General features: G+C 36.9%; 19 protein-coding genes. 13 read left to right on the top strand and 6 right to left on the bottom strand.

What is annotated here, in order from left to right:
• Positions 1-100: 100 nt before the first annotated feature.
• Both NZD88_RS20340 and NZD88_RS20335 read right to left on the bottom strand, forming a co-directional pair.
• Complete coding sequence (locus tag NZD88_RS20340) at positions 101-322, bottom strand: hypothetical protein (protein WP_259831585.1); 222 nt, start codon at positions 320-322, stop codon at positions 101-103.
• 43 nt (positions 323-365) lie between these two features.
• Positions 366-1,211 carry an NAD(P)-dependent oxidoreductase gene (locus tag NZD88_RS20335; protein ID WP_259831584.1) on the bottom strand — a complete coding sequence of 282 codons (846 nt, stop codon included), beginning with the start codon at positions 1,209-1,211 and terminating at the stop codon, positions 366-368.
• Between the two features lie 255 nt (positions 1,212-1,466).
• On the opposite strand from NZD88_RS20335, the gene NZD88_RS20330 reads away from it, so the two are divergent.
• The 4 genes from NZD88_RS20330 (at position 1,467) to NZD88_RS20315 (ending at position 7,315) form a co-directional block, all read left to right on the top strand.
• On the top strand, positions 1,467-2,099 hold the full coding sequence (locus tag NZD88_RS20330) for a chloramphenicol acetyltransferase (protein ID WP_259831581.1): 633 nt from the start codon (positions 1,467-1,469) through the stop codon (positions 2,097-2,099).
• Positions 2,100-2,401: 302 nt separating this feature from the next.
• Positions 2,402-3,868, top strand: coding sequence for a tellurite resistance TerB C-terminal domain-containing protein (locus NZD88_RS20325; RefSeq protein WP_259831579.1), 1,467 nt, complete (start codon positions 2,402-2,404; stop codon positions 3,866-3,868).
• The gene (locus NZD88_RS20320) at positions 3,861-5,177 is read left to right on the top strand and encodes an ATP-binding protein (RefSeq protein ID WP_259831577.1); all 1,317 of its coding nucleotides are present in this window, start codon (positions 3,861-3,863) and stop codon (positions 5,175-5,177) included. The genes NZD88_RS20325 and NZD88_RS20320 overlap by 8 nt, the downstream gene beginning before the upstream one ends.
• Complete coding sequence (locus NZD88_RS20315; protein WP_259831576.1) at positions 5,174-7,315, top strand: DEAD/DEAH box helicase; 2,142 nt, start codon at positions 5,174-5,176, stop codon at positions 7,313-7,315. Before NZD88_RS20320 ends, NZD88_RS20315 begins: the two co-directional genes overlap by 4 nt.
• A 158-nt stretch (positions 7,316-7,473) precedes the next feature.
• Here NZD88_RS20315 and NZD88_RS20310 read toward each other — a convergent pair whose 3' ends face one another.
• Entirely contained in the window at positions 7,474-7,647 is a 174-nt protein-coding gene (locus NZD88_RS20310; protein ID WP_259831574.1) for a cyclic nucleotide-binding domain-containing protein, read from the bottom strand.
• A 620-nt stretch (positions 7,648-8,267) separates the two neighbouring features.
• Between NZD88_RS20310 and NZD88_RS20305 the strand changes: the two genes are divergently transcribed.
• On the top strand, positions 8,268-8,609 hold the full coding sequence (locus NZD88_RS20305) for a helix-turn-helix transcriptional regulator (protein WP_259831572.1): 342 nt from the start codon (positions 8,268-8,270) through the stop codon (positions 8,607-8,609).
• An 18-nt stretch (positions 8,610-8,627) separates the two neighbouring features.
• Here NZD88_RS20305 and NZD88_RS20300 read toward each other — a convergent pair whose 3' ends face one another.
• Positions 8,628-9,359, bottom strand: coding sequence for an MBL fold metallo-hydrolase (locus NZD88_RS20300; protein ID WP_259831570.1), 732 nt, complete (start codon positions 9,357-9,359; stop codon positions 8,628-8,630).
• A gap of 75 nt (positions 9,360-9,434) precedes the next feature.
• Positions 9,435-10,184 carry an NUDIX hydrolase gene (locus NZD88_RS20295; protein WP_259831567.1) on the bottom strand — a complete coding sequence of 250 codons (750 nt, stop codon included), beginning with the start codon at positions 10,182-10,184 and terminating at the stop codon, positions 9,435-9,437.
• A gap of 443 nt (positions 10,185-10,627) precedes the next feature.
• On the opposite strand from NZD88_RS20295, the gene NZD88_RS20290 reads away from it, so the two are divergent.
• A complete protein-coding gene (locus NZD88_RS20290) occupies positions 10,628-11,824 on the top strand; it encodes an MFS transporter (RefSeq protein ID WP_259831565.1) in 1,197 nt (398 codons plus the stop codon).
• A gap of 25 nt (positions 11,825-11,849) precedes the next feature.
• Here NZD88_RS20290 and NZD88_RS20285 read toward each other — a convergent pair whose 3' ends face one another.
• Positions 11,850-12,242: a winged helix-turn-helix transcriptional regulator gene (locus NZD88_RS20285; RefSeq protein WP_259831564.1), complete on the bottom strand. Its 393-nt coding sequence runs from the start codon at positions 12,240-12,242 to the stop codon at positions 11,850-11,852.
• Positions 12,243-12,401: 159 nt separating this feature from the next.
• Here NZD88_RS20285 and NZD88_RS20280 point away from each other — a divergent pair, with 159 nt between their 5' ends.
• From NZD88_RS20280 to NZD88_RS20250, 7 genes are all read left to right on the top strand, one after another.
• Positions 12,402-13,337, top strand: coding sequence for an alpha/beta hydrolase (locus tag NZD88_RS20280; protein ID WP_259831562.1), 936 nt, complete (start codon positions 12,402-12,404; stop codon positions 13,335-13,337).
• 2 nt (positions 13,338-13,339) lie between these two features.
• On the top strand, positions 13,340-14,512 hold the full coding sequence (locus tag NZD88_RS20275) for an MFS transporter (protein ID WP_259831560.1): 1,173 nt from the start codon (positions 13,340-13,342) through the stop codon (positions 14,510-14,512).
• Between the two features lie 84 nt (positions 14,513-14,596).
• Positions 14,597-15,298, top strand: coding sequence for a DsbA family oxidoreductase (locus NZD88_RS20270; RefSeq protein WP_259831558.1), 702 nt, complete (start codon positions 14,597-14,599; stop codon positions 15,296-15,298).
• A 390-nt stretch (positions 15,299-15,688) separates the two neighbouring features.
• Complete coding sequence (locus NZD88_RS20265) at positions 15,689-16,270, top strand: 5'-methylthioadenosine/S-adenosylhomocysteine nucleosidase family protein (protein WP_169233178.1); 582 nt, start codon at positions 15,689-15,691, stop codon at positions 16,268-16,270.
• A 131-nt stretch (positions 16,271-16,401) separates the two neighbouring features.
• On the top strand, positions 16,402-17,115 hold the full coding sequence (locus tag NZD88_RS20260; RefSeq protein ID WP_259831557.1) for a helix-turn-helix domain-containing protein: 714 nt from the start codon (positions 16,402-16,404) through the stop codon (positions 17,113-17,115).
• Positions 17,116-17,183: 68 nt separating this feature from the next.
• Positions 17,184-18,194, top strand: coding sequence for a S41 family peptidase (locus tag NZD88_RS20255; protein ID WP_259831556.1), 1,011 nt, complete (start codon positions 17,184-17,186; stop codon positions 18,192-18,194).
• Between the two features lie 9 nt (positions 18,195-18,203).
• Positions 18,204-18,725, top strand: a complete 522-nt coding sequence (locus tag NZD88_RS20250) for a GNAT family N-acetyltransferase (protein ID WP_259831554.1) — start codon at positions 18,204-18,206, stop codon at positions 18,723-18,725.
• Positions 18,726-18,732 lie beyond the last annotated feature (7 nt).

Raw genomic sequence — 18,732 nt, 5'->3', positions numbered from 1 at the left:
GAAAAAATATAAATATTTTAACTTATAAAATTTGCTAATTAACATAGAATGTCAAGGTTTTAAACCTTGACAAGGATTGCTAGTAGTTTCCAGCTTCTTATTAGGGGATCAATTTTTCCGCCTTCAGTTTTTCAAAAAGTTCAGTGAAAGAATCTTCTGTTTGATACGCTGTAAACCCAAGCTTTCTGCTGTTAGACATATCACACATCACTTCCAGCGGTCTTCCGAGATCGAGATCTGTATGCCATGCTGAAGTCAGGCGGTCAAGGTTATCTTCTCTTGCAGACCAGTTATTCCCTTTGAAATTTTGTGTATCCATCATATTTACAGTTAAGACTCCAATATTTTAAGATTCTGATCAAATCTTATTTTTTCAGATAATTGATGATGCCGATCACATCGTCTTTACCAAAACCTTCATCATGTGCGGACTGATAAGTCTCTATCAGTGTTTTGGACAGAGGAAAATCTGCTCCTTCATTGTGAGCCAGGAGAATATCTTTCAGCATCAGGTCCAAAGCAAAAGCGGGATCATAGGTATTATTAATCAGCATAGGAGTTTTTACTTTTGTGGCGCCACTTCCGCTGGCACTTTCATTGATGATTTCCAGCATGGCAGCACGCTCAATTCCCAGTTTGTCTGAAAATAAAACCGTTTCTGCCAGCCCCTGATAGATGGCAGACAGGAAATAATTAACAGATAGTTTTCCGGCAATCCCTTTTCCGTTTTCGCCCAAATGTTTTACGGCTTTTCCAAGCTTCTCCAAATAAGGCATTGCCCGCTGCAGGTCTTTTTCTTCGCCACCAGCCATGATGATCAGTGTACCTTCTGCTGCCGGCATCGTGCTTCCGGCTACAGGAGCATCTATGAAAGATGCTTGTTTTATTTTGACCGCGCCGGCAAGTTGGCTCGTGGCTTGCGGAGAAATGGTACTCATATCTACAAAGAGTTTTCCGCTGATATCTGATTTTAGAATCTCTTCATACACGGCGGTCGCTGCATGATCATCTGTAAGCATAGTGAATATCAAACTGCTGTTCTGAACCAAATCCTGAATTTGAGTATAAACCGTGGATTTTTCTTTAAAATCTTCAGCTTTTTCAGGAGATCTATTGTAAACAGAAAGCCGGAATCCTGCCTTTTCCAAATTTTTTGCCATAGGATGGCCCATATTTCCTAATCCGATGAATCCGATTTTTTCTGTCTCCATGTTTTATTTTTTCAATTACAATTAAATATTAGCTTCTATAGTATAATGAAGCCCGAAGAATGTAAGTTAAATATTGACAATATAAAAGTAAGCTCTGATATTGTAAACCTCTTTTATTTGCATCAAAAAACTGACCAAAACCAATCTTCTACATTAAGATTTTATGATATTTTTAATGATTTGTTTCAGTAATATTTTTCCGGATAAACTTTTAAAACCGGGAAAACTTGCTGAAATTTGCAATAAATAAAATCAATGAAGATCATAGATATCGAAAACTGGAACCGTAAAGAGCATTTTGAATTTTTCTCACAGATGGAAAGTCCCTATTTTGGCTTTACTACTGAAGTTGACTGTACAAAAGCTTATGATGATGCAAAGGAAAATGGAGATTCTTTTTTCGCCACCTATCTTCACAGATCAATGATTGCCGTGAATACTGTAGATGAACTGAAATTACGGATCGTTGACGGTCAGGTCATTTTATATGATACTATCCATGCGGGAAGTACGATTGGCAGGGCAGACGGAACTTTCGGTTTTGCATTTATTCCTTTTTCTGAGGATTTTAAAGTATTTAATGCCGCAATGCAAAAGGAAATTGAGGCCGTGCAGCAGTCTTCCGGACTAAGACTGAAAAACGGTGACCTGGGTAAAGATCTGATCAGACATACCACAATCCCATGGAATTCATTCAGTGCGCTGATGCATCCTACCAGTTTTAATAATTCGGAATCTGTCCCAAAAATCACATTTGGAAAGTTCAGTATCCGTGATGGAAAAAAGTATCTCCCGGTTTCTGTGGAAGCCCATCATGGATTGGCTGACGGGCTGCATCTTGCGAAATATCTGGAGGAATTTCAGAAACAGCTTAATGCTGTGGTGTAGACTTCAGGTTATATGTCGCTGTACAGAACTTCGATCTCCTATCTTCTAACCTCTAAAATCTAACTTCTCCCTTTACGGAAAACCGTAAGGTCTTTTTTTCAGTTTTGAATATTTTTGAATGTATAATATTGCTATATTAGAAAGTTGATTTTACCATCAATACAAACTAATAAACCAATCAACTCAATTTATTTAAGATGACTAATTTTGAAAATCTGGACTTACAGATTGTTACGACCAAATCCAGAGCAGATAATCCGAATTCTTCACTGAAGTTTCTTTCCCTTTAAACTAATGAAGCTATGCAGAATGAGGATTATGATGACTCTATAATTGATATTTCCGGAAGCGCGGATATTCCAATCAGTTTTGGAACGATTTCGCATTCAGAAGAGGTTGCACTTGAGAACACTCCACAGCCGCAGTATGATCCTGAAGACTGGAAAATAGGAAAAAAATACGTCAGAAAACTCAGTTTAAATAATGAACAGTCCGTCATACTGGACAGATTATGGTTTACGGATAATGTTTTTAATGAAATTGAATACTGTCGCATACAGATTTTAAAGCAGTTTTTAAGAGCTATAGACTATCTTCAGACGCACTGCATTCCGGTTAATAAATCCTATGCAACGGTGATTGAAGAGCTTTCAGAGATCATTGTATGTCTCCAGTACAATTACAGAAAGGAAAGCCTGAATTACAGGTATACATATGATGCGGTACAGACAGAAATTTTTAACCATATTCTGAAATTGTGCGAAAATAATGTGAGGGAAGTTTATGGAATTAAAAGGAAGATCAACACAGATTTTAATTATCCCCATCCTGATATTCTGCATCAGTACAATAAGAAAATAGTTTCAAAGCTTGACATTTTTCTGGTGGAAAACCAACATCAAATCCTTGATGCAGATCACAGAACGAATATCATTCTGAACGAAAACAATACCAGCCGATGGAAAACGAAATTTGAAACCATTAAAGAAGATTACACCAATTCCATCGCTTTTGAAAGAGAAATTTTCAGGCTGGCAGATGTGAACGTGAAAAATCCGTCTCAGGATACCATCTTTTTTGAAGCTTCAAAATTTGTGTCAAAACACGACAAAGTTTCTGCATTAAGGCTTTATCTTCATTATTTTGATAAAGAGCTGAGCAACACAAAATTCGACAGGAAACAGCTTGCCAAAAATATCCAGAAGAGCCTGTTTACGACAAGCGAACAGTTTACTGATTTTGAACACATATTAAACGAATTCATTAAAACAAGGGACCTTAAAACAGCTATTGAAAAAGCTTCCCAACTTTATCTTCCGAAAAGAAAAAAAATCGTTATCGACAGAGATGCGGTCGAAAATGTACAGAGGCAGCATTCTGGAACTGTGGCGCTCCTGGAAGAATATCTCAAAGATGATTATGAAGAAGAAAATACGGCTATTAAACCAGAAGAGCCGACTGGAGAAGATGAATTGACGATTAATATTACCCCTCAAAACACAGAAATCAAAACACTGAAATATATTGAAGAGCTGAGCTTATCAGAGATTCAGCAGGATATTTTAGATTTATTTGAAAAACAGAGCTTTAATATTCCTCAAAGTGAAATGGCTGCTTATTTACAGTCTAAAAACCTTTTTATAGGATCTACCATAGATTCTATCAACGATCTCTGTTTTGAAACCCTTGATGATATCCTTATTGAGGAAGAGGATGACTATTTTACGATTAATACAGATTATTATAAAAAACTTTTAAACAATGATTGACAATATTAAACCCAAAGAAGCGACTTCTATTATCAACTCCCTGGTGAGCGGAGTGGTGCCCAAAATAGGGGTGCAACACATCACGGTGGGAAGATCTGAAGAGATCAATGCCTTCATCAGTTCTTTGGAAGATGTGAAAAATGGCCACAGCATGGCGAAATTCTGGATTGGGGATTTTGGAAGCGGAAAATCTTTTATGCTTCACTTACTGAATACAGTAGCGTTAAAACAGAAATTTGTGGTTTCCAATGCAGATTTTACACCGGATAACAGACTCTATTCCAATGATGGAAAAAGTGTGATTTTATATTCTGCGATCATGGACAATATTGCTATCCAGACCAAACCGGAAGGCGGAGCACTACAGACTTTGCTGGAAAAATGGATTGAACAGGTGATCATGAAAACTTCGGAAGACAACCTTATTTCGCTTTCTGACATCAGAAAAGATCAGTATTTGGGTCTGATCCAGAATGCTATTATGAAAACAGTCAATGAAATCACAGAAGTAGGCGGTTTCGATTTCGGTTCTGTGATCGTTAAATACTATGAAGGCTACATCAAAGGTGATGAAATATTACGTAGAAATGCCTTAAAATGGCTGAAAGGCGAATACAAAACCAAAACTGAAGCCAGACAGGATCTGGGGGTAAGGGAGATCATCAATGATTCCAATTTTTACGATATGCTTAAGAATTTCTGTAAATTCTTTGTCAGCATGGGGTACAGTGGTTTTATGATCAATCTGGATGAAGCGATCAACCTCTATAAAATTTCTACGGCAGCAGCCCGGGAAAAGAATTACGAAAAGATTTTATCTATTTACAATGATTGTTTTCAGGGAAAAATTTCAAACCTTTTTATCAATTTCGCGGGAACTAAAGAATTTCTGGAAAATGAAAGGAGGGGCCTGTTCAGCTATCAGGCTTTAAAATCAAGGCTGGAAACCAATAAATTTGAAACGCTTGAAATCAGAGATTTTGCGCAGCCGGTAATCAAATTAACTCCGTTAGATCATAATGAAATCTTTGTATTGTTGAAAAAGCTCAAACTGATCTTTGATTTTAATTATAAAACAGAACTGAATATCAGCGACGACGAAATTTTCACTTTTATGGAAGAAATGTTCAATAAACCGGGAGCTTCGGAATTTCTGACCCCGAGAGAAGTGATCAGGGATTTTTTAAATATTTTAAACATCATCAGACAAAATCCGGCAGTGGACAAGAAACAGCTTTTCGGAGACATTGAGATTTCAGACGAAAGACCGAACGATCTGGTTCTCCTAGACAGCATCGAGGAAATATGACAGCATTCGACCTGCTTTCTGAGCCGATCAGAAAATACATCCGTGACCAAAGATGGGAAAGCCTGAGGCCTATTCAGGAGGCTGCCATTCAAAAGATTATTGCGACTGACAATAATTATGTTTTAATTTCCAGAACAGCGTCAGGTAAAACGGAGGCTGCCTTTTTGCCCATCCTCTCAAAAGTGAATTTTAAGGGGAAAGGTGTAAAAGTGCTTTATATTTCCCCGCTGATTGCCCTGATTAATGATCAATTCATGCGGGTAGAAAAACTTTGTGAGTATCTGGACGTTCCGGTAACGAAATGGCATGGCGAAGCCTCAAAAGGTGCCAAAGACAGATTGATAAAAGCTCCGGAAGGAATTGTACTGATCACTCCGGAATCTTTGGAAGCCATGTTTGTTAATAAACCACACAATATTCACCATCTTTTTTCAACACTGGAGTATGTGGTTATTGATGAGATTCATTCGTTTTTAGGATCAGACAGAGGGATTCATCTTCAGTCTTTGTTGCAGCGTATTCAGAAAGTAAATACAGGTAAATTCAGTACTGTAGCTCTTTCGGCAACGGTAAGTGATGAAAATAAATATGCTGAACTGAAGGAATTTCTGGGAGATCCGGAACATACAAAAGTGATCAGAGATACCACGCCGAAGCCTATTAATGCTGTTTTTAAGTATTTTGAAAGGGGAAACAGTGAGCTTCCGCTGGATCTTCTTAAAGACCTTTACATCAGAACCCGGGACAGTAAAGTTCTTGTGTTTCCCAATGCAAGAGGAAAAGTAGAAGAGGTAGCGGTAAAGCTTAAAAAACTTTCGGAAAAAGTGGGCGGACATGCTAATTATTTTTCGCATCATTCTTCTGTAGATAAGGAAGTACGGGAATATGTAGAGTTTTTTGCTAAAAAAAGCACCCATGAAAATTTCTGTATATCCTGTACATCAACACTGGAATTGGGGATAGATATAGGAAATGTAGATGAAGTTGCCCAAATTGATGCCACTCATAGCATTGCTTCCCTGATCCAGAGAGTAGGGAGAAGCGGCCGACGGGAGGGAAAATCCAGCAACTTATTTTTATATGCTACGGATCGATGGAGCCTTCTTCAATCATTGGCATGCTGGCTGCTTTTTAAGGAACAGTATATAGAGCCTATTTCCATGACTCAAAAACCTTATGACGTGCTGGTTCACCAGCTATTGTCGATGATAAAAGGGGCTTCAGGAATTACACTTACTCAACTTTTAGAAGATGTGAGAAGTAACGCTGCTTTTAAAAATATTTCCGCTGAAGAAACTACAGAGATTATTAACCATCTTACAGAAATTGACTTTCTGGAAAAACTCAGACATGAATATATTATCGGGATTGAGGGTGAAAAAGTAGTCAATACAAAGGATTTTTATACACTTTTTCATACCCCTGTATTTTTCAGGGTTATCAGTCAGGGCGTGAAAATTGGAGAACTACCGCTCTCTGCACAAACCATAATAGATGAAAATGTATATCTTTCAGCCAGGATCTGGACAATAAAAGATATTGATTATAAATCCAAAAAAATAGAAGTACTGCCGGCAAAAGACGGAAAGAAACCGCTCTTTTTTGGAGATGCAGCAGATACTGCACCTAAGATCAGAGAAAAAATGCTTGAGATTCTTATTTCTGATGAAAAATATGATTTTATGGATGAACCGGGTCAGGAAATGATCAGGCAGATGCGAAAATATTTTTCAATATATGATATCAGGTCTTATCAAACAGACAGACCCCTGTTTTCAGGAAATGATAAACTTAAGTTCTACTCTTTTACAGGATCTAAGGTGAACAGAACCTTAAGCTTTATTCTGAACAGAGTGGGGATTAAAAACCAACTGCAGGAAAACGAAAGTGAGTTTGAACTCGATTTTTCAAAGAAATCTGAATTTCTATCTCTCTTTAAAGATCTGAACTTAAATCATGTCAATTTTGACGATGCATTGACGGAATTAATAGAAAATTCTCCGGAGACTTTGAACTTTTCAAAATGGGGAATCTACCTGCCCTTAAATTATCAGGCTCAGCTTCTGAAAAACCGGTATTTCGATTTTGAAGGCTGCAATGAATTTATCAGGAATTTAAATTTCATAGAAAACAAATAGGAAAGGGAGTCGGATGCTGGAAGAGGAAAGTGTTGAAAGGCAAAAGAAAAATAGAAGTCGGTTTTAATTAAGTTGTATAATAATTGCATGATTACTGAACGGTTTGCAGGTAAATCCCAGCTTCCAAACTGTAAAATTAATACCTAATCTTCCTCTTCTCAATTTTTAAAATCTTGTCCTTTTCCATTCTCCGTGTAATGATTGAGTTTGATCTGCCCCTTGTCAATCTGGTAATAAAACATTGGAAATTCACCTTCCCGAAAAATAATGTCTCCTGCTTTATATTCTTTAGTTTCTGCTTCAAATGAAATAAGTACATCTTCAACGATCATGGTTTGATAAGTTTTTAATTAAAATTTTAAACAAATGTTTAACCATTGATGCCTTTCATTATTTAATAAACAGGGGAGGCTCGAAATTTCAATGAGGTGAAAAACGATCAATTTTAATCAGTTCCCATAGTACGGGATACCACAAGCTTTTGGTGGTTCCATTTCAAAATCTTTTTATATTCACCGGGAATAGGGAATATAATCATCAAAAACATTGATTACGATCATAAAAAATAAGATGTGCAATCTGCTAAATTTGCTTAGAATAAAAAAATGGACAACTTAAATTCGAAACTTGGCTCAAAATAGAACAAATACACTGTTGATAGGCATGACGTGGTACGTATGTGGTATTCTAATTCTGTAAAATTTTAATCATTTTTTCTTTCTTTGTTTCATTTAAAAATAACTGAAGAAAGAACTTAAGTGGCATGATTTTTAAGAATAAATATCAGGACTCTGTAAAATGTATCTATTATATAATTGAATCAAAATTATGAACTTAGGTAGACCAAATAAAAACCTCCATATCAAAACAGCTATTATATAGCCGAATAAGAAGAGTTTTTGCTGATACTATTGGAAAGTATCAGAAATAAAGTAGCGATGAGAAAAATATTATGAAAAACGAAAAACCGCAATCTAATTTAGAAGATTTGAATCAAAAGATTTTAGTGCAGGACGAAATAATGGCATTGGCCAAAGAAAATTCACCACGCCTGCTGAATAAATTCAGACTTGTATATCCGGATTTTTTTGATAAGATTACGAAAGTACATCCCAATCTCAAAAATTCAGAACTGATTTTCTGCATTTACCTAAAACTCAACTTTACCACCAAGGAAATTGCGACCTACACTTTTGTGACCCCAAAAGCCATTCAGAACAGAAAAAACAGAATCCGGAAAAAACTTAATATCCTTTCTGAATTGGATATTTATAAATGGTTTAATGATCTTTAAACCAAATTCACATCAAATTTATATTTGAATTACTGCTTTGTCCAGATCATGATAAAGCAGTATTTTCCATTGTTCTTCAGCAGCTTTTTTTTGCCACTCCAGCCTTAGTTCCATTGCTTTTCTGCCATCGAAATCACTTTTATAAGCCAGATGGTATTTCAGATAAGACGCCTGGGGAAGGTCATCCGCACCGTAAAAAACAGTCTCATCATTCTCTCTGATCCAGAATACCTGCATAAAAGGAGTATGTCCGCCTACAACTTCAAAAGAGATCTCGTCAGTGATCTTTCCCTGATCTTCATCCATCCATACAATATTCGGAAGACTGATCAGTTTTTCCAAAGTGTCAAAATCAAAAGAAGGATTTCCTTTATTTTCCATAGCGAAAGCCAGTTCACGTTTCTGGATATAAATTTCTGCGTTCGGAAATGTGGGTATAAAACCATGGTCAGTCTTTTGTATACTGCCGTCAATATGATCTTTGTGAAGATGCGAAAGTAAGAGCTTTGTAATGTGTTCCGGCCGGATATTTTCTCTTTCCAACAGTTCAGTAAGAACAGTCTTTCCGTCAGCATTTTTCCAGCCTATCCCTGCATCAAGAAGAATATAATCATTTTCTGTCATGATAAGAAATGGCTGCACAGACATTTTGATTCCTTTGACGGTATCAAAGTTTTCATGGGTAAGTAATGTAAAGTCTTTCGTTCTGCTGGCGGAGAAATTGCCTTCTTTAAGCGGAATAATTTTCATTCTGCAAATTTCCCTAATATTTCTAAAACCTGAAAACTTTTTTTTCAATAGAGCATATTGGAAAAAACGATCAGATTACCAGCTGTTCATACCATTTTTCATCGCTTTGATATAATTTTCTTCATCAAAAGAGTAGAGGTCGGGAGCTTTGTGAGCGCCGCCACGTCTTTGTTCTTCAAGCTTTTTCAGAATGCCCAGATTCTTTATCTTTCTGTAAAAATTTCCACGATTCAGTTCTTTTCCTAAAACAGCTTCATATAATTTCTGCAGTTCCGGAAGGGTAAATTTTTCAGGAAGCAGATTTCTTCCGATAGGTTTTGTAGATATTTTCTGTCTCAGGGTAAACAGAGCTTTCTGAATAATCTCATAATGGTCCATCCCAAATTCGATTTGGGGCAGCTTGCTTAAAAAGACCCATTCGCAGGTTTCACTGAATTCATCAGGGATTAAATGAAATTTTGACGGACTGTATAATGCGTAATATCCGACGGTAATGAAGCGTTGTTTCTGAAAAAGCGTTTCATCGAAATCTTCAAAATGAAATTCACTTCTGTTTTTCTTTCCGAATACCCCAAATTCCTCGAGATAAATATCCGTGATTCCGGATCTTTCCTTGAGAATTCTTTGTACGGCTTCATCCAAATCCTCATCTTTTCTTACGTAACCACCCGGAAGCAGCCATTTTTGTCTGTAATTGGTTTTCAAAAGAAGAACTTTAAGCTCATTGTGTTCAAATCCAAAAATAACCGGATCTGCTGAAATATGTGGCAGAAAGATCTCTTTTGCCGCGATCGACTGCTGTAAAAGCTGTTGTTTAGAATCCATGGAACTAGTGTGAAATGTGATGAGTACAAATGTGCTAAAAAAAAATGAAATTTCACCAAAAATCCTTTATATAAAGGCATTTAGAATGATTCTGCTTAAAAGATTGAAATAAAAAAGAATTGTCATAAAATATTAACAGCAGTTATTCCGTTAAAGATAAACACAAAAGATAGGTTCTATGCAATGTAAAGCTATTATTGATGAAAAATCATCTTCCAATTTACCTATTTATAAATTATTTTTAAGATTAAATGCCATAGTTGATTGAAAGAGACCGTTTACCGACGGCCTCTTTTTTTGTGAAATTTGAGTACCTTTGCACTTCTTAAAAAGAGGATATTTTCGATTGAATGTATGAATAAGATCATTCATCATTAACAATCTGAAATACACCTTATTCATAAATTCTATTCTTACATTTGAACTCAAATTTTAATTCAACTATGCAGGGGAGCTCTACGAACAGTATTTCAAGAACAGTTATCTGGCTGATGGCCATTATTTCAGGACTTGTAGTGGCCAACAATTATTATAACCAGCCTTTACTGGCACTTATTTCCGATGATCTTAAAGTTTCTGAAAGTGCAGCAAGTAAAATCTCTGTGCTTACCCAGGTTGGATATGCTGTTGGATTATTATTAATTGTTCCGTTAGGAGATAAGTTTTTCCGTAAAAAACTCATCCTGATTGATCTTTTTTTAGTTTTCGGTTCATTATTATGGATGACATTCGCGACCCAACTGTGGATGCTCTATGCAGCAAGTTTGTTAATTGGCGCAACATCTGTAATTCCTCAATTATTTATCCCTATTGCTGCTGAATTGTCCTCTGATAAAGAAAAATCCTCCAATATCGGAACAGTGATGTCAGGATTGTTATTAGGAATTCTTTTATCCAGATTTATAGGGGGAATTGTTGGAGACGTATGGGGCTGGAGAGCGATGTTCGGTATTGCGGCAGGACTGATGATTCTGGTTTGGATGGCCGTTTACAAAATGCTTCCTGAAATGCAACCTAATTTCAAGGGAACCTACAAAGAACTGATGCGTTCTGTAGCTCATTTGGCTAAAACACAACCGATATTACAGCTGGCTTCATTTCGTGGGGCGATGGCATTCGGATCCATGTGTGCATTATTCACCACCTTGGTCTTTCATATGGAAAAACCACCGTTCAGTGCAGGTTCTTCCGTAGTCGGAAGCTTTGGATTGGCGGGAGCTGTAGGAGCTTTGGCTGCCGCAAAAGTGGGAAAACTTCAGAAATACCTGGATATCAACAGAATTATCCTGTATTCGCTTTTTATTGTGGTGGGAAGCTGGGCTTTTACCTATTTTGCCGGGGAAACTTATTGGGGACTGATCGTTGGTGTTATCCTTGTTGACCTTGGGGTACAGTCGAGTCACATCATGAACCAGACCAATTATTTCTTAATTAAATCCAATGCTGTTAACAGATTGAACACCGTTTATATGGTGTCTTATTTCATCGGTGGATCGCTCGGAACGTGGCTGGCTTCTATGGCCTGGCAGTATGCACAATGGTCTGGAGTATGTTTTGTAGGAGCATCTTTCGGTCTGCTGGCGATCATAGCTCACGTATTGTTCTGCAACAAAGTGAATGCATCTCAATCCCAACCTTAATTTCATCCTTCATCTTAGTCTAAATCTAAACCTTAGCCTTAATTTCATCCTCAATACTATTGGCCTGAACCAAGTCCCTATGCTTATTTCCCCATTTTTCCAGCTCTTCCCAAATCGGGATCAGCTCTCGGGCTATATTCGTAAGTTCGTAGTCTACTCTTGGCGGAACTTCAGCATGGACGGTTCTTTTTACCAGTCCTTCTTTTTCGAGCTCTCTCAGCTGTAGGGTAAGCATTCTTTCAGTGATTCCGCAGATCCGGTCGCGAACTTCACTGAAACGCAGTTTTCCGTCTTTTAACCTGTTTAAAATCAGAAGCTTCCATCTTCCTCCTATTTTACAAACGGCATAAGACAGATCACATTCCTGTATATACTTTTTATTGATGTTATTCGTCGAATTTTCCTTTATTTTCCCCATAGCTTACAAATTTGTTAGTACCATACAATTCGCTGTATACAGTGCAAATGTAAGGTTTGAAATTTAATTTTGTCCTCAGAAACTGAAAATAAACAGTTTGGGAACAATAGCGCTTAGGTTCCTTGTAAAAATAGTATTAACAGGAAAAATTAAAAAATAATGGAATTAACATCCTCAATAACACAAATCGTTAGTCATTTAGAAAAAATACAGTCATTCAATGTACAGAATCCATTAGATGATACCCGGAAATATCTTGAAACGATGTCGCTTCAGCTCAGCGGAAAAAAAGAATCTGTTGCGATGATAGAAGAACTGAATGTGTCTATGGAAGACCACCAGATTCCGATCCGTATCTACCGTCCGAAAGGAAAAGCCGTTCAAAAATCATCAGCCATTATTTATATCCATGGTGGATGGTTTATTGCAGGAGGCTTTGAAACCCATGATGCAGTGGTCCGGAAATTAGCAAATAAAATAGGATCAGCCGTGATTTTTCCAGACTACAGACTGGCTCCTGAACATCCTTTCCCGGCAGGTTTAAACGACTGTATTGACATTGTAAAATGGGTCAGTGAACATGCTGAAGATCTGGGAATTGACAGAGATCAGATCGGGATTATAGGCGATAGTGCCGGAGGAGCCCTTACGACCAGCGTTTCAACTCAGGTAGGAGAGCGCCTGAAATTTCAGATATTGATCTACCCGGCAGCGGATAATCAACTCAATACAAAATCCTGGGAGATCTATGAAACCGGCCCTGTTTTAAACAAAGATGGCGGTATTCAAGCCTGGAAATGGTATCATCCTGAAGGTGAAAGCAAGCCGGATCCGTTAGCTGTTCCGATCTTGATAAAAGATTTTAAAAATACGCCACCCACATTGGTTCTTATTGCAGAGCATGATGCTTTAAGGGATGAAGGAGAAGTGCTGACACAGCATATGAAAGAAGCAGGGGTTTCCATGCAAACCAGTTTTTATAAAGATATGGTTCATGGATTTATGCATATGGGAGAAACACTGAATGAAGTACAAAAGGCGACCGATGAAATGGCGGTATTTGCGCATCAATATCTTAAAACTGCTGAAAAATAAGGATGAAAAAATACGCATACATCGGATGTCTGGGATTCATTGCGGTTATTACCACAGAATTCGGCGTGATTGGAATTCTGCCGCAGATTGCAGAACATTACAAGATTGGCATAGACAAAGCTGGCTGGCTGCTTAGCGCTTTTGCATTAATCATTGCTTTAACAGGTCCTTTTATGACTTTACTTATGTCAGGATTTGACAGGAAAAAAGTGATGTTAACAGCTATTGCCATATTTCTCTTTACAGCTGTTATTTCTGCAATGTCACCCCCGTTTTGGCTTCTGATGCTGGTGAGAATTCTTCCTGCGTTTTTGCAACCGGTCTATATTGCGACAGCTTTGTCTGTTGCTGTATCGGGAGCAGAGAAAAAACAGGCCAACAAGCTGATGGGAATCGTTTTTATCGGGGTTGCCCTTGCCATGGTGACGACGGTTCCTTTTGCAACATGGCTGGCCAGTGTATGGATATGGGAATCTTCTTTCATCGTTCAGGGGGCAGTGAGTACAATTGCTCTGGCCGTTATCTATTTTTCACTTCCACCGATGCCTGTTAAAGAAAAGAAATCTTACAAAAGCCAGCTTACAATTTTAAGCCAGCCTACCTTCATCATCAGTACAGCCATGAACTTTTTTATGATAACGGCCTGGTTCTCTACCTACAGTTATTTTGCAGACTATCTGAATAAGGCAAAAGGAATGGAGGGAACTATGGTAAGTTATATGCTTTTTCTATTTGGAATTATCGGTGTTTTTGCCAATTGGATCGCAGGGAAAATGCTAAGCTGGAATGTACCTAAGACAACGGCTTTATTTCTTTCCGGGACTGTAATTGTACCTTTTTTACTGTATTTTTCTGGGGATAGTTTGCCTGCCAATATCATTAGCATAGCCGTTTGGGGGTTCCTTTACTCTCCCAGTTTCCAGAATGCATCTACCTATATGATCTCTTCTGTCCCGGATTCTCTTGAATTTGCCAACAGTTTAGCGACTTCCTTCGGAAACCTGGGAGTAACTCTTGGAACGACATTAGGAGGATGGATAATCGTGGCCAAAGGGGCGTCTTACAATCCCTGGATAGGTCTTGTATTTGGTATTCTTGCCTTTTTGATGATCATTCTGAGGAGTATTTTAGAGAAAAGAACTGAAAAGAAGGAGGCTGTTATTCCCTGTTCCTAACATATTGTAACAAATTTTGTTACATTGAGTAAAATGTATTAATTTTGATGCTTCAAATCATTCAGAAATTAAAACAAATAAAAAATGAAAATAGAAATATGGTCGGATGTTATGTGTCCGTTCTGCTATATCGGAAAGAATAATTTTGAACAAGCTCTTGAAAAGCTGCCGTTTAAAAATGAAATAGAAGTAGAATGGAAGAGCTTCCAGTTAGATCCAACTTTAGATGCTACACAACCTCAGAATACGATTGAATATTTTAAAGAGAAAAAAGGTTTTCCAGCAGATCAGGCCTCTCAGATGATTGGTCAGGTGGCACAGATGGGGAAAGGAGCCGGCATCGATTTTAATTTTGAAAAAGCGTTGATCATCAATACTTTTACAGCTCATAAATTACTCCATCTTGCCAAAAAGTATGGTAAGGCAAATGAAATGGAAGAAGCTCTTTTTAAAGCCCATTTTATCGACGGAAAAAATGTAGGAGATATTGAAGAACTTGTTGCTCTTGCTGAAAATTCAGGGCTGGATAAGGATGAAGCCAGACAGGCTTTAACCTCAGATCAGTTTGATTATGAAATCAATCAAGATATTCAGGAGGCAAAAAACAATGGTATTTCCAGCGTTCCTTTCTTTGTTTTGAACGGAAAATATGCGGTATCGGGAGCACAACCTGCTGAAGTTTTTGCAGATGCTCTTCAGCAGACTTATAAAGAAACGGTAAGCCCGTTTGAAGACCTTTCTAAAGGGGGAGGAGCTTCTTGTGATACTGATGGATGCAGTGTTTAAATCATGTCAGGAAGTTTGAAGCTGGAAGAGGGAAGTCATTGAAGTCTGAATACAGAGCTACAGTGTATTTTTATTAAATTTTCAAGGTTACTTCATTAAATTTTATTGACTAAGAGTAACTTCCAACTTACCCCTCCCAGCTTCCTGACTATGTTAATTTTCTAAACACAAATAGATTCACGAATGTCACTACTGAAGGACAGCAATATTCGTGGGGTTTGTGAAAAAGATTAGCGACATTAGTATTTTTTAATAAAAAATAAATTAGTGTAGTCATTATAAAACACCTCAGATTGAGGTGTTTTTATTGGTTATAAAGTTCAATAAAAACAGAAAAGAGGTTCGGTTTTAGCTGCTCAATGCTTATTTTTGTTTAAATATTTACGTTCAATGATAAAAATCAACACCGAAGCTCATTATCCGGTTTCTGAAACACTGTTTGTTTTTGCTTTGGATTCAGAGGCAGGACAAGCTTTTGAAGGAAAAAATAAATTGGTAACAGGAATAGGAAAAGTAAATGCGGCCATAGAACTTACCCGGGAAATTCATTTCAGAAAACCTAAACTGATCGTTAATTTAGGATCTGCAGGAAGTAAAAACTTTGGTAAAGGTAAAGTGGTTTGCTGTACAAAATTCATTCAAAGAGACATGGATGTGAGAGGTCTCGGTTTCAGCCTTTATGAAACCCCTTTATCCGGAATTCCTCCTGTTCTGGAATATGGTCTTCAGATGAACGGCCTGGAAGAAGGAATTTGTGGTAGCGGCGACAGTTTTGAGATGAATCATTCAGAAACGGATTACAATATTGTAGATATGGAAGCCTATCCGCTTGCCCTGATTGCAAAGAAAGAAAATATTCCTTTTCTATGCCTGAAGTATATTTCTGATGATGCGGGAAGCGATGCCGCAGACGACTGGGCAGTTCAGGTACATCTGGCTTCTGAAGCATTTAAGAAAATATTATTTTCATAGTATAAATCCCGTGAAAAATTTCAGAATTCTGTTTTCTATCTGACGATGATATGAAAGTGACTTTTTATCAACCCACACATCCTCTTCTTAAAAAATATATTGAAGGATATTATTTTATAGAAAAAGATAATATGGACAAACCGGTCAGGTATCTTACTTTTCCGGATAACTATTTCATTGTATCAGTCTGTCAGAATGTATCTATTGTACAGGATAAAGGATGGATAGAAATTTACAGATCTTTAGAGGAGAATGTAATCGTAGACTTTGTTTTCAGGTGTTCAGTTCCTACTGAAATTTTTTATCAGCAGTCCGTTAATGAACTTACGCTTTACTTTAAACCCTTAGGAATTTATCATTTTTTTGAGGCAGATGATTGTGAAGCCCTGGAAGAAAACATTCACCTTTCGGGTTTTAAAGAAATCTCGAATGCTATTTTTAATGAGCCTAACAGAAAAAAGCAAATTGAAATGCTGGAAGATTACTGGCTCTCAAAATTTCAACATAAAGATTTAACATTGGCTTATTCGATATTAGCTGATTTTGAGACTGAACTCAGCATCGAAGAAATTGCAGTAAAAAATAACATAACAAGGCAATATGTGAATAAGATCTCAAAACGTTATCTAGCTAAACCGGCGTCTGAATTCAGAAAAATCCAGAGATTTCGTAATGTTTTGATATCCAATAAAAAAGTAAAAAATCTCACTGAACTTTCATATGAGCATCTTTTCTACGATCAGTCACATCTTATTAAAGATTTTAAGGAACTCACAAAAATAAACCCCAGGAAGTTCTTTGACAATGTAGATATTGAACAAAATAATATCTGGCTGTTTATCTGAGTTTCCATTTTTACAATTTATAAGCTTTCCATTGAAATACTTTTACTGAAATATTAAATCATATTTCAATGAAAAAAATACTGGTCGGAATTTTCTTTTTCTATTCTCTGATTTCCTATGCACAGAGCGATCATACTAAAGTAGTACTGTCTGATATCACAGAAAAAGTAAAAAACAATTATATTGATAAAGATGCCTACAAGAAAGTTGATTCTTTATTTCAAAATGAATCTAAGAAAGGAACTTTTAATAATCTGAGTAAAAAAGACTTTGCTGCCTTTCTGACTCAAAAGTTGAGAGCCACCATAAAAGATGAACATTTTTTTGTCAAATATTTAGAAAATTATAGCTCTGAAAACCCTCACAATGAGAAAGAAAGAGAAAAAGAAAACAATTTTCATAATAGCCTTGAAAATTTTGGTTTTGAAAATGTTAAACGCCTGGAAGGTAACGTCGGTTATATCAATTTTAAAGGTTTTGCAACGGCTGAATCCAGTGAAAAAACACTGGCTGCCGCTATGAATTTTGTGGCCAATACCAATTCGTTGATTATTGACCTGCGAGAAAATGGAGGAGGAGATAATGAAATGCTCCTTTTATTCTGCAGTTATTTCTTTGATAAAAAAACGGATCTTTATACTACTTATTTTAGAAATAAGGATAAAACAGTACTAAACAGCACACAATCTCAAGTTTCCGGGCAGAAATATCTTCACAAAAATATCATCATTCTTACCAGTAAAAAAAGTTTTTCCGCAGCAGAAGGTCTGGCCTACTTTTTACAGGAATATAAACTGGCCGAAGTAATTGGTGAAAAAACGGGCGGTGCTGCCAATCCGGTAGATCATTTTATCATCCAAAATCAATATTTGTTACTTGTTCCGGCAGGAGAAATAACATCTTCCATAAGCCATAAAAATTGGGAGCATATAGGAGTGATTCCTGATCAGGAAGTAGAAGCAGAAGATGCTTTAAAGGTTGCCTATATTAGAATTTTAAAAAATATTTTAAAAGCAGGAACAAAAACCGACTTAAGCATACCTGAAATAAAAAATCTTATTAATAAATTAGAGCAATAAATGTATAGCATGTCATCAATCATCATTCAAAAAGCAGGAATAAAAGATCTGGAAACCATACAGGATGTGGGAAGACAAACTTTTTATGAGACCTTTGCAGAAAGCAATTCAGAAGAGGCAATGAAAACCTACCTAGAAGAAAGCTTCAGTACGGAGAAAGTGAAATCAGAACTAAATAATCCTGATTCTCATTTCTTTATTGCCTGGGAAGAAGACATTCCTGTTGGTTATCTGAAATTAAACTCCGGGACTGCACAAACTGAGATGCAGGACGACACTTCCCTGGAAATAGAACGTATTTATGTAAAAAAGAGCCATCACGGCCAGAAAGTAGGCCAGCTGCTTTATGATCAGGCTCTGGAAACCGCTCAAAACCTGAACAAAAGTTATCTGTGGCTGGGAGTTTGGGAAGAGAATTTGAGAGCCCTTCAATTTTACAGGAAAAATGGGTTTGAGGAGTTCGGAACTCATACCTTCAGATTAGGAAATGATGATCAGACCGATCTGATGATGAAGAAAACTTTAGATTAATAAAAAC

This window comes from Chryseobacterium pyrolae (assembly GCF_025153485.1).
Lineage (GTDB): Bacteria > Bacteroidota > Bacteroidia > Flavobacteriales > Weeksellaceae > Chryseobacterium > Chryseobacterium antibioticum.
This window is presented reverse-complemented; position numbering and strand designations above follow the sequence as displayed.

Excerpts from the sequence above, each read along its gene's own strand:
- NZD88_RS20275 (WP_259831560.1), top strand. The coding sequence starts at position 13,340 with ATGAAAAAATACGCATACATCGGATGTCTGGGATTCATTGCGGTTATT.
- NZD88_RS20270 (WP_259831558.1), top strand. The coding sequence starts at position 14,597 with ATGAAAATAGAAATATGGTCGGATGTTATGTGTCCGTTCTGCTATATC.
- NZD88_RS20330 (WP_259831581.1), top strand. The coding sequence starts at position 1,467 with ATGAAGATCATAGATATCGAAAACTGGAACCGTAAAGAGCATTTTGAA.
- NZD88_RS20305 (WP_259831572.1), top strand. The coding sequence starts at position 8,268 with ATGAAAAACGAAAAACCGCAATCTAATTTAGAAGATTTGAATCAAAAG.
- NZD88_RS20320 (WP_259831577.1), top strand. The coding sequence starts at position 3,861 with ATGATTGACAATATTAAACCCAAAGAAGCGACTTCTATTATCAACTCC.
- NZD88_RS20295 (WP_259831567.1), bottom strand. The coding sequence starts at position 10,184 with ATGGATTCTAAACAACAGCTTTTACAGCAGTCGATCGCGGCAAAAGAG.
- NZD88_RS20335 (WP_259831584.1), bottom strand. The coding sequence starts at position 1,211 with ATGGAGACAGAAAAAATCGGATTCATCGGATTAGGAAATATGGGCCAT.
- NZD88_RS20285 (WP_259831564.1), bottom strand. The coding sequence starts at position 12,242 with ATGGGGAAAATAAAGGAAAATTCGACGAATAACATCAATAAAAAGTAT.
- NZD88_RS20340 (WP_259831585.1), bottom strand. The coding sequence starts at position 322 with ATGATGGATACACAAAATTTCAAAGGGAATAACTGGTCTGCAAGAGAA.
- NZD88_RS20300 (WP_259831570.1), bottom strand. The coding sequence starts at position 9,359 with ATGAAAATTATTCCGCTTAAAGAAGGCAATTTCTCCGCCAGCAGAACG.
- NZD88_RS20325 (WP_259831579.1), top strand. The coding sequence starts at position 2,402 with ATGCAGAATGAGGATTATGATGACTCTATAATTGATATTTCCGGAAGC.
- NZD88_RS20255 (WP_259831556.1), top strand. The coding sequence starts at position 17,184 with ATGAAAAAAATACTGGTCGGAATTTTCTTTTTCTATTCTCTGATTTCC.
- NZD88_RS20290 (WP_259831565.1), top strand. The coding sequence starts at position 10,628 with ATGCAGGGGAGCTCTACGAACAGTATTTCAAGAACAGTTATCTGGCTG.
- NZD88_RS20265 (WP_169233178.1), top strand. The coding sequence starts at position 15,689 with ATGATAAAAATCAACACCGAAGCTCATTATCCGGTTTCTGAAACACTG.
- NZD88_RS20250 (WP_259831554.1), top strand. The coding sequence starts at position 18,204 with ATGTCATCAATCATCATTCAAAAAGCAGGAATAAAAGATCTGGAAACC.
- NZD88_RS20260 (WP_259831557.1), top strand. The coding sequence starts at position 16,402 with ATGGACAAACCGGTCAGGTATCTTACTTTTCCGGATAACTATTTCATT.
- NZD88_RS20280 (WP_259831562.1), top strand. The coding sequence starts at position 12,402 with ATGGAATTAACATCCTCAATAACACAAATCGTTAGTCATTTAGAAAAA.
- NZD88_RS20315 (WP_259831576.1), top strand. The coding sequence starts at position 5,174 with ATGACAGCATTCGACCTGCTTTCTGAGCCGATCAGAAAATACATCCGT.
- NZD88_RS20310 (WP_259831574.1), bottom strand. The coding sequence starts at position 7,647 with ATGATCGTTGAAGATGTACTTATTTCATTTGAAGCAGAAACTAAAGAA.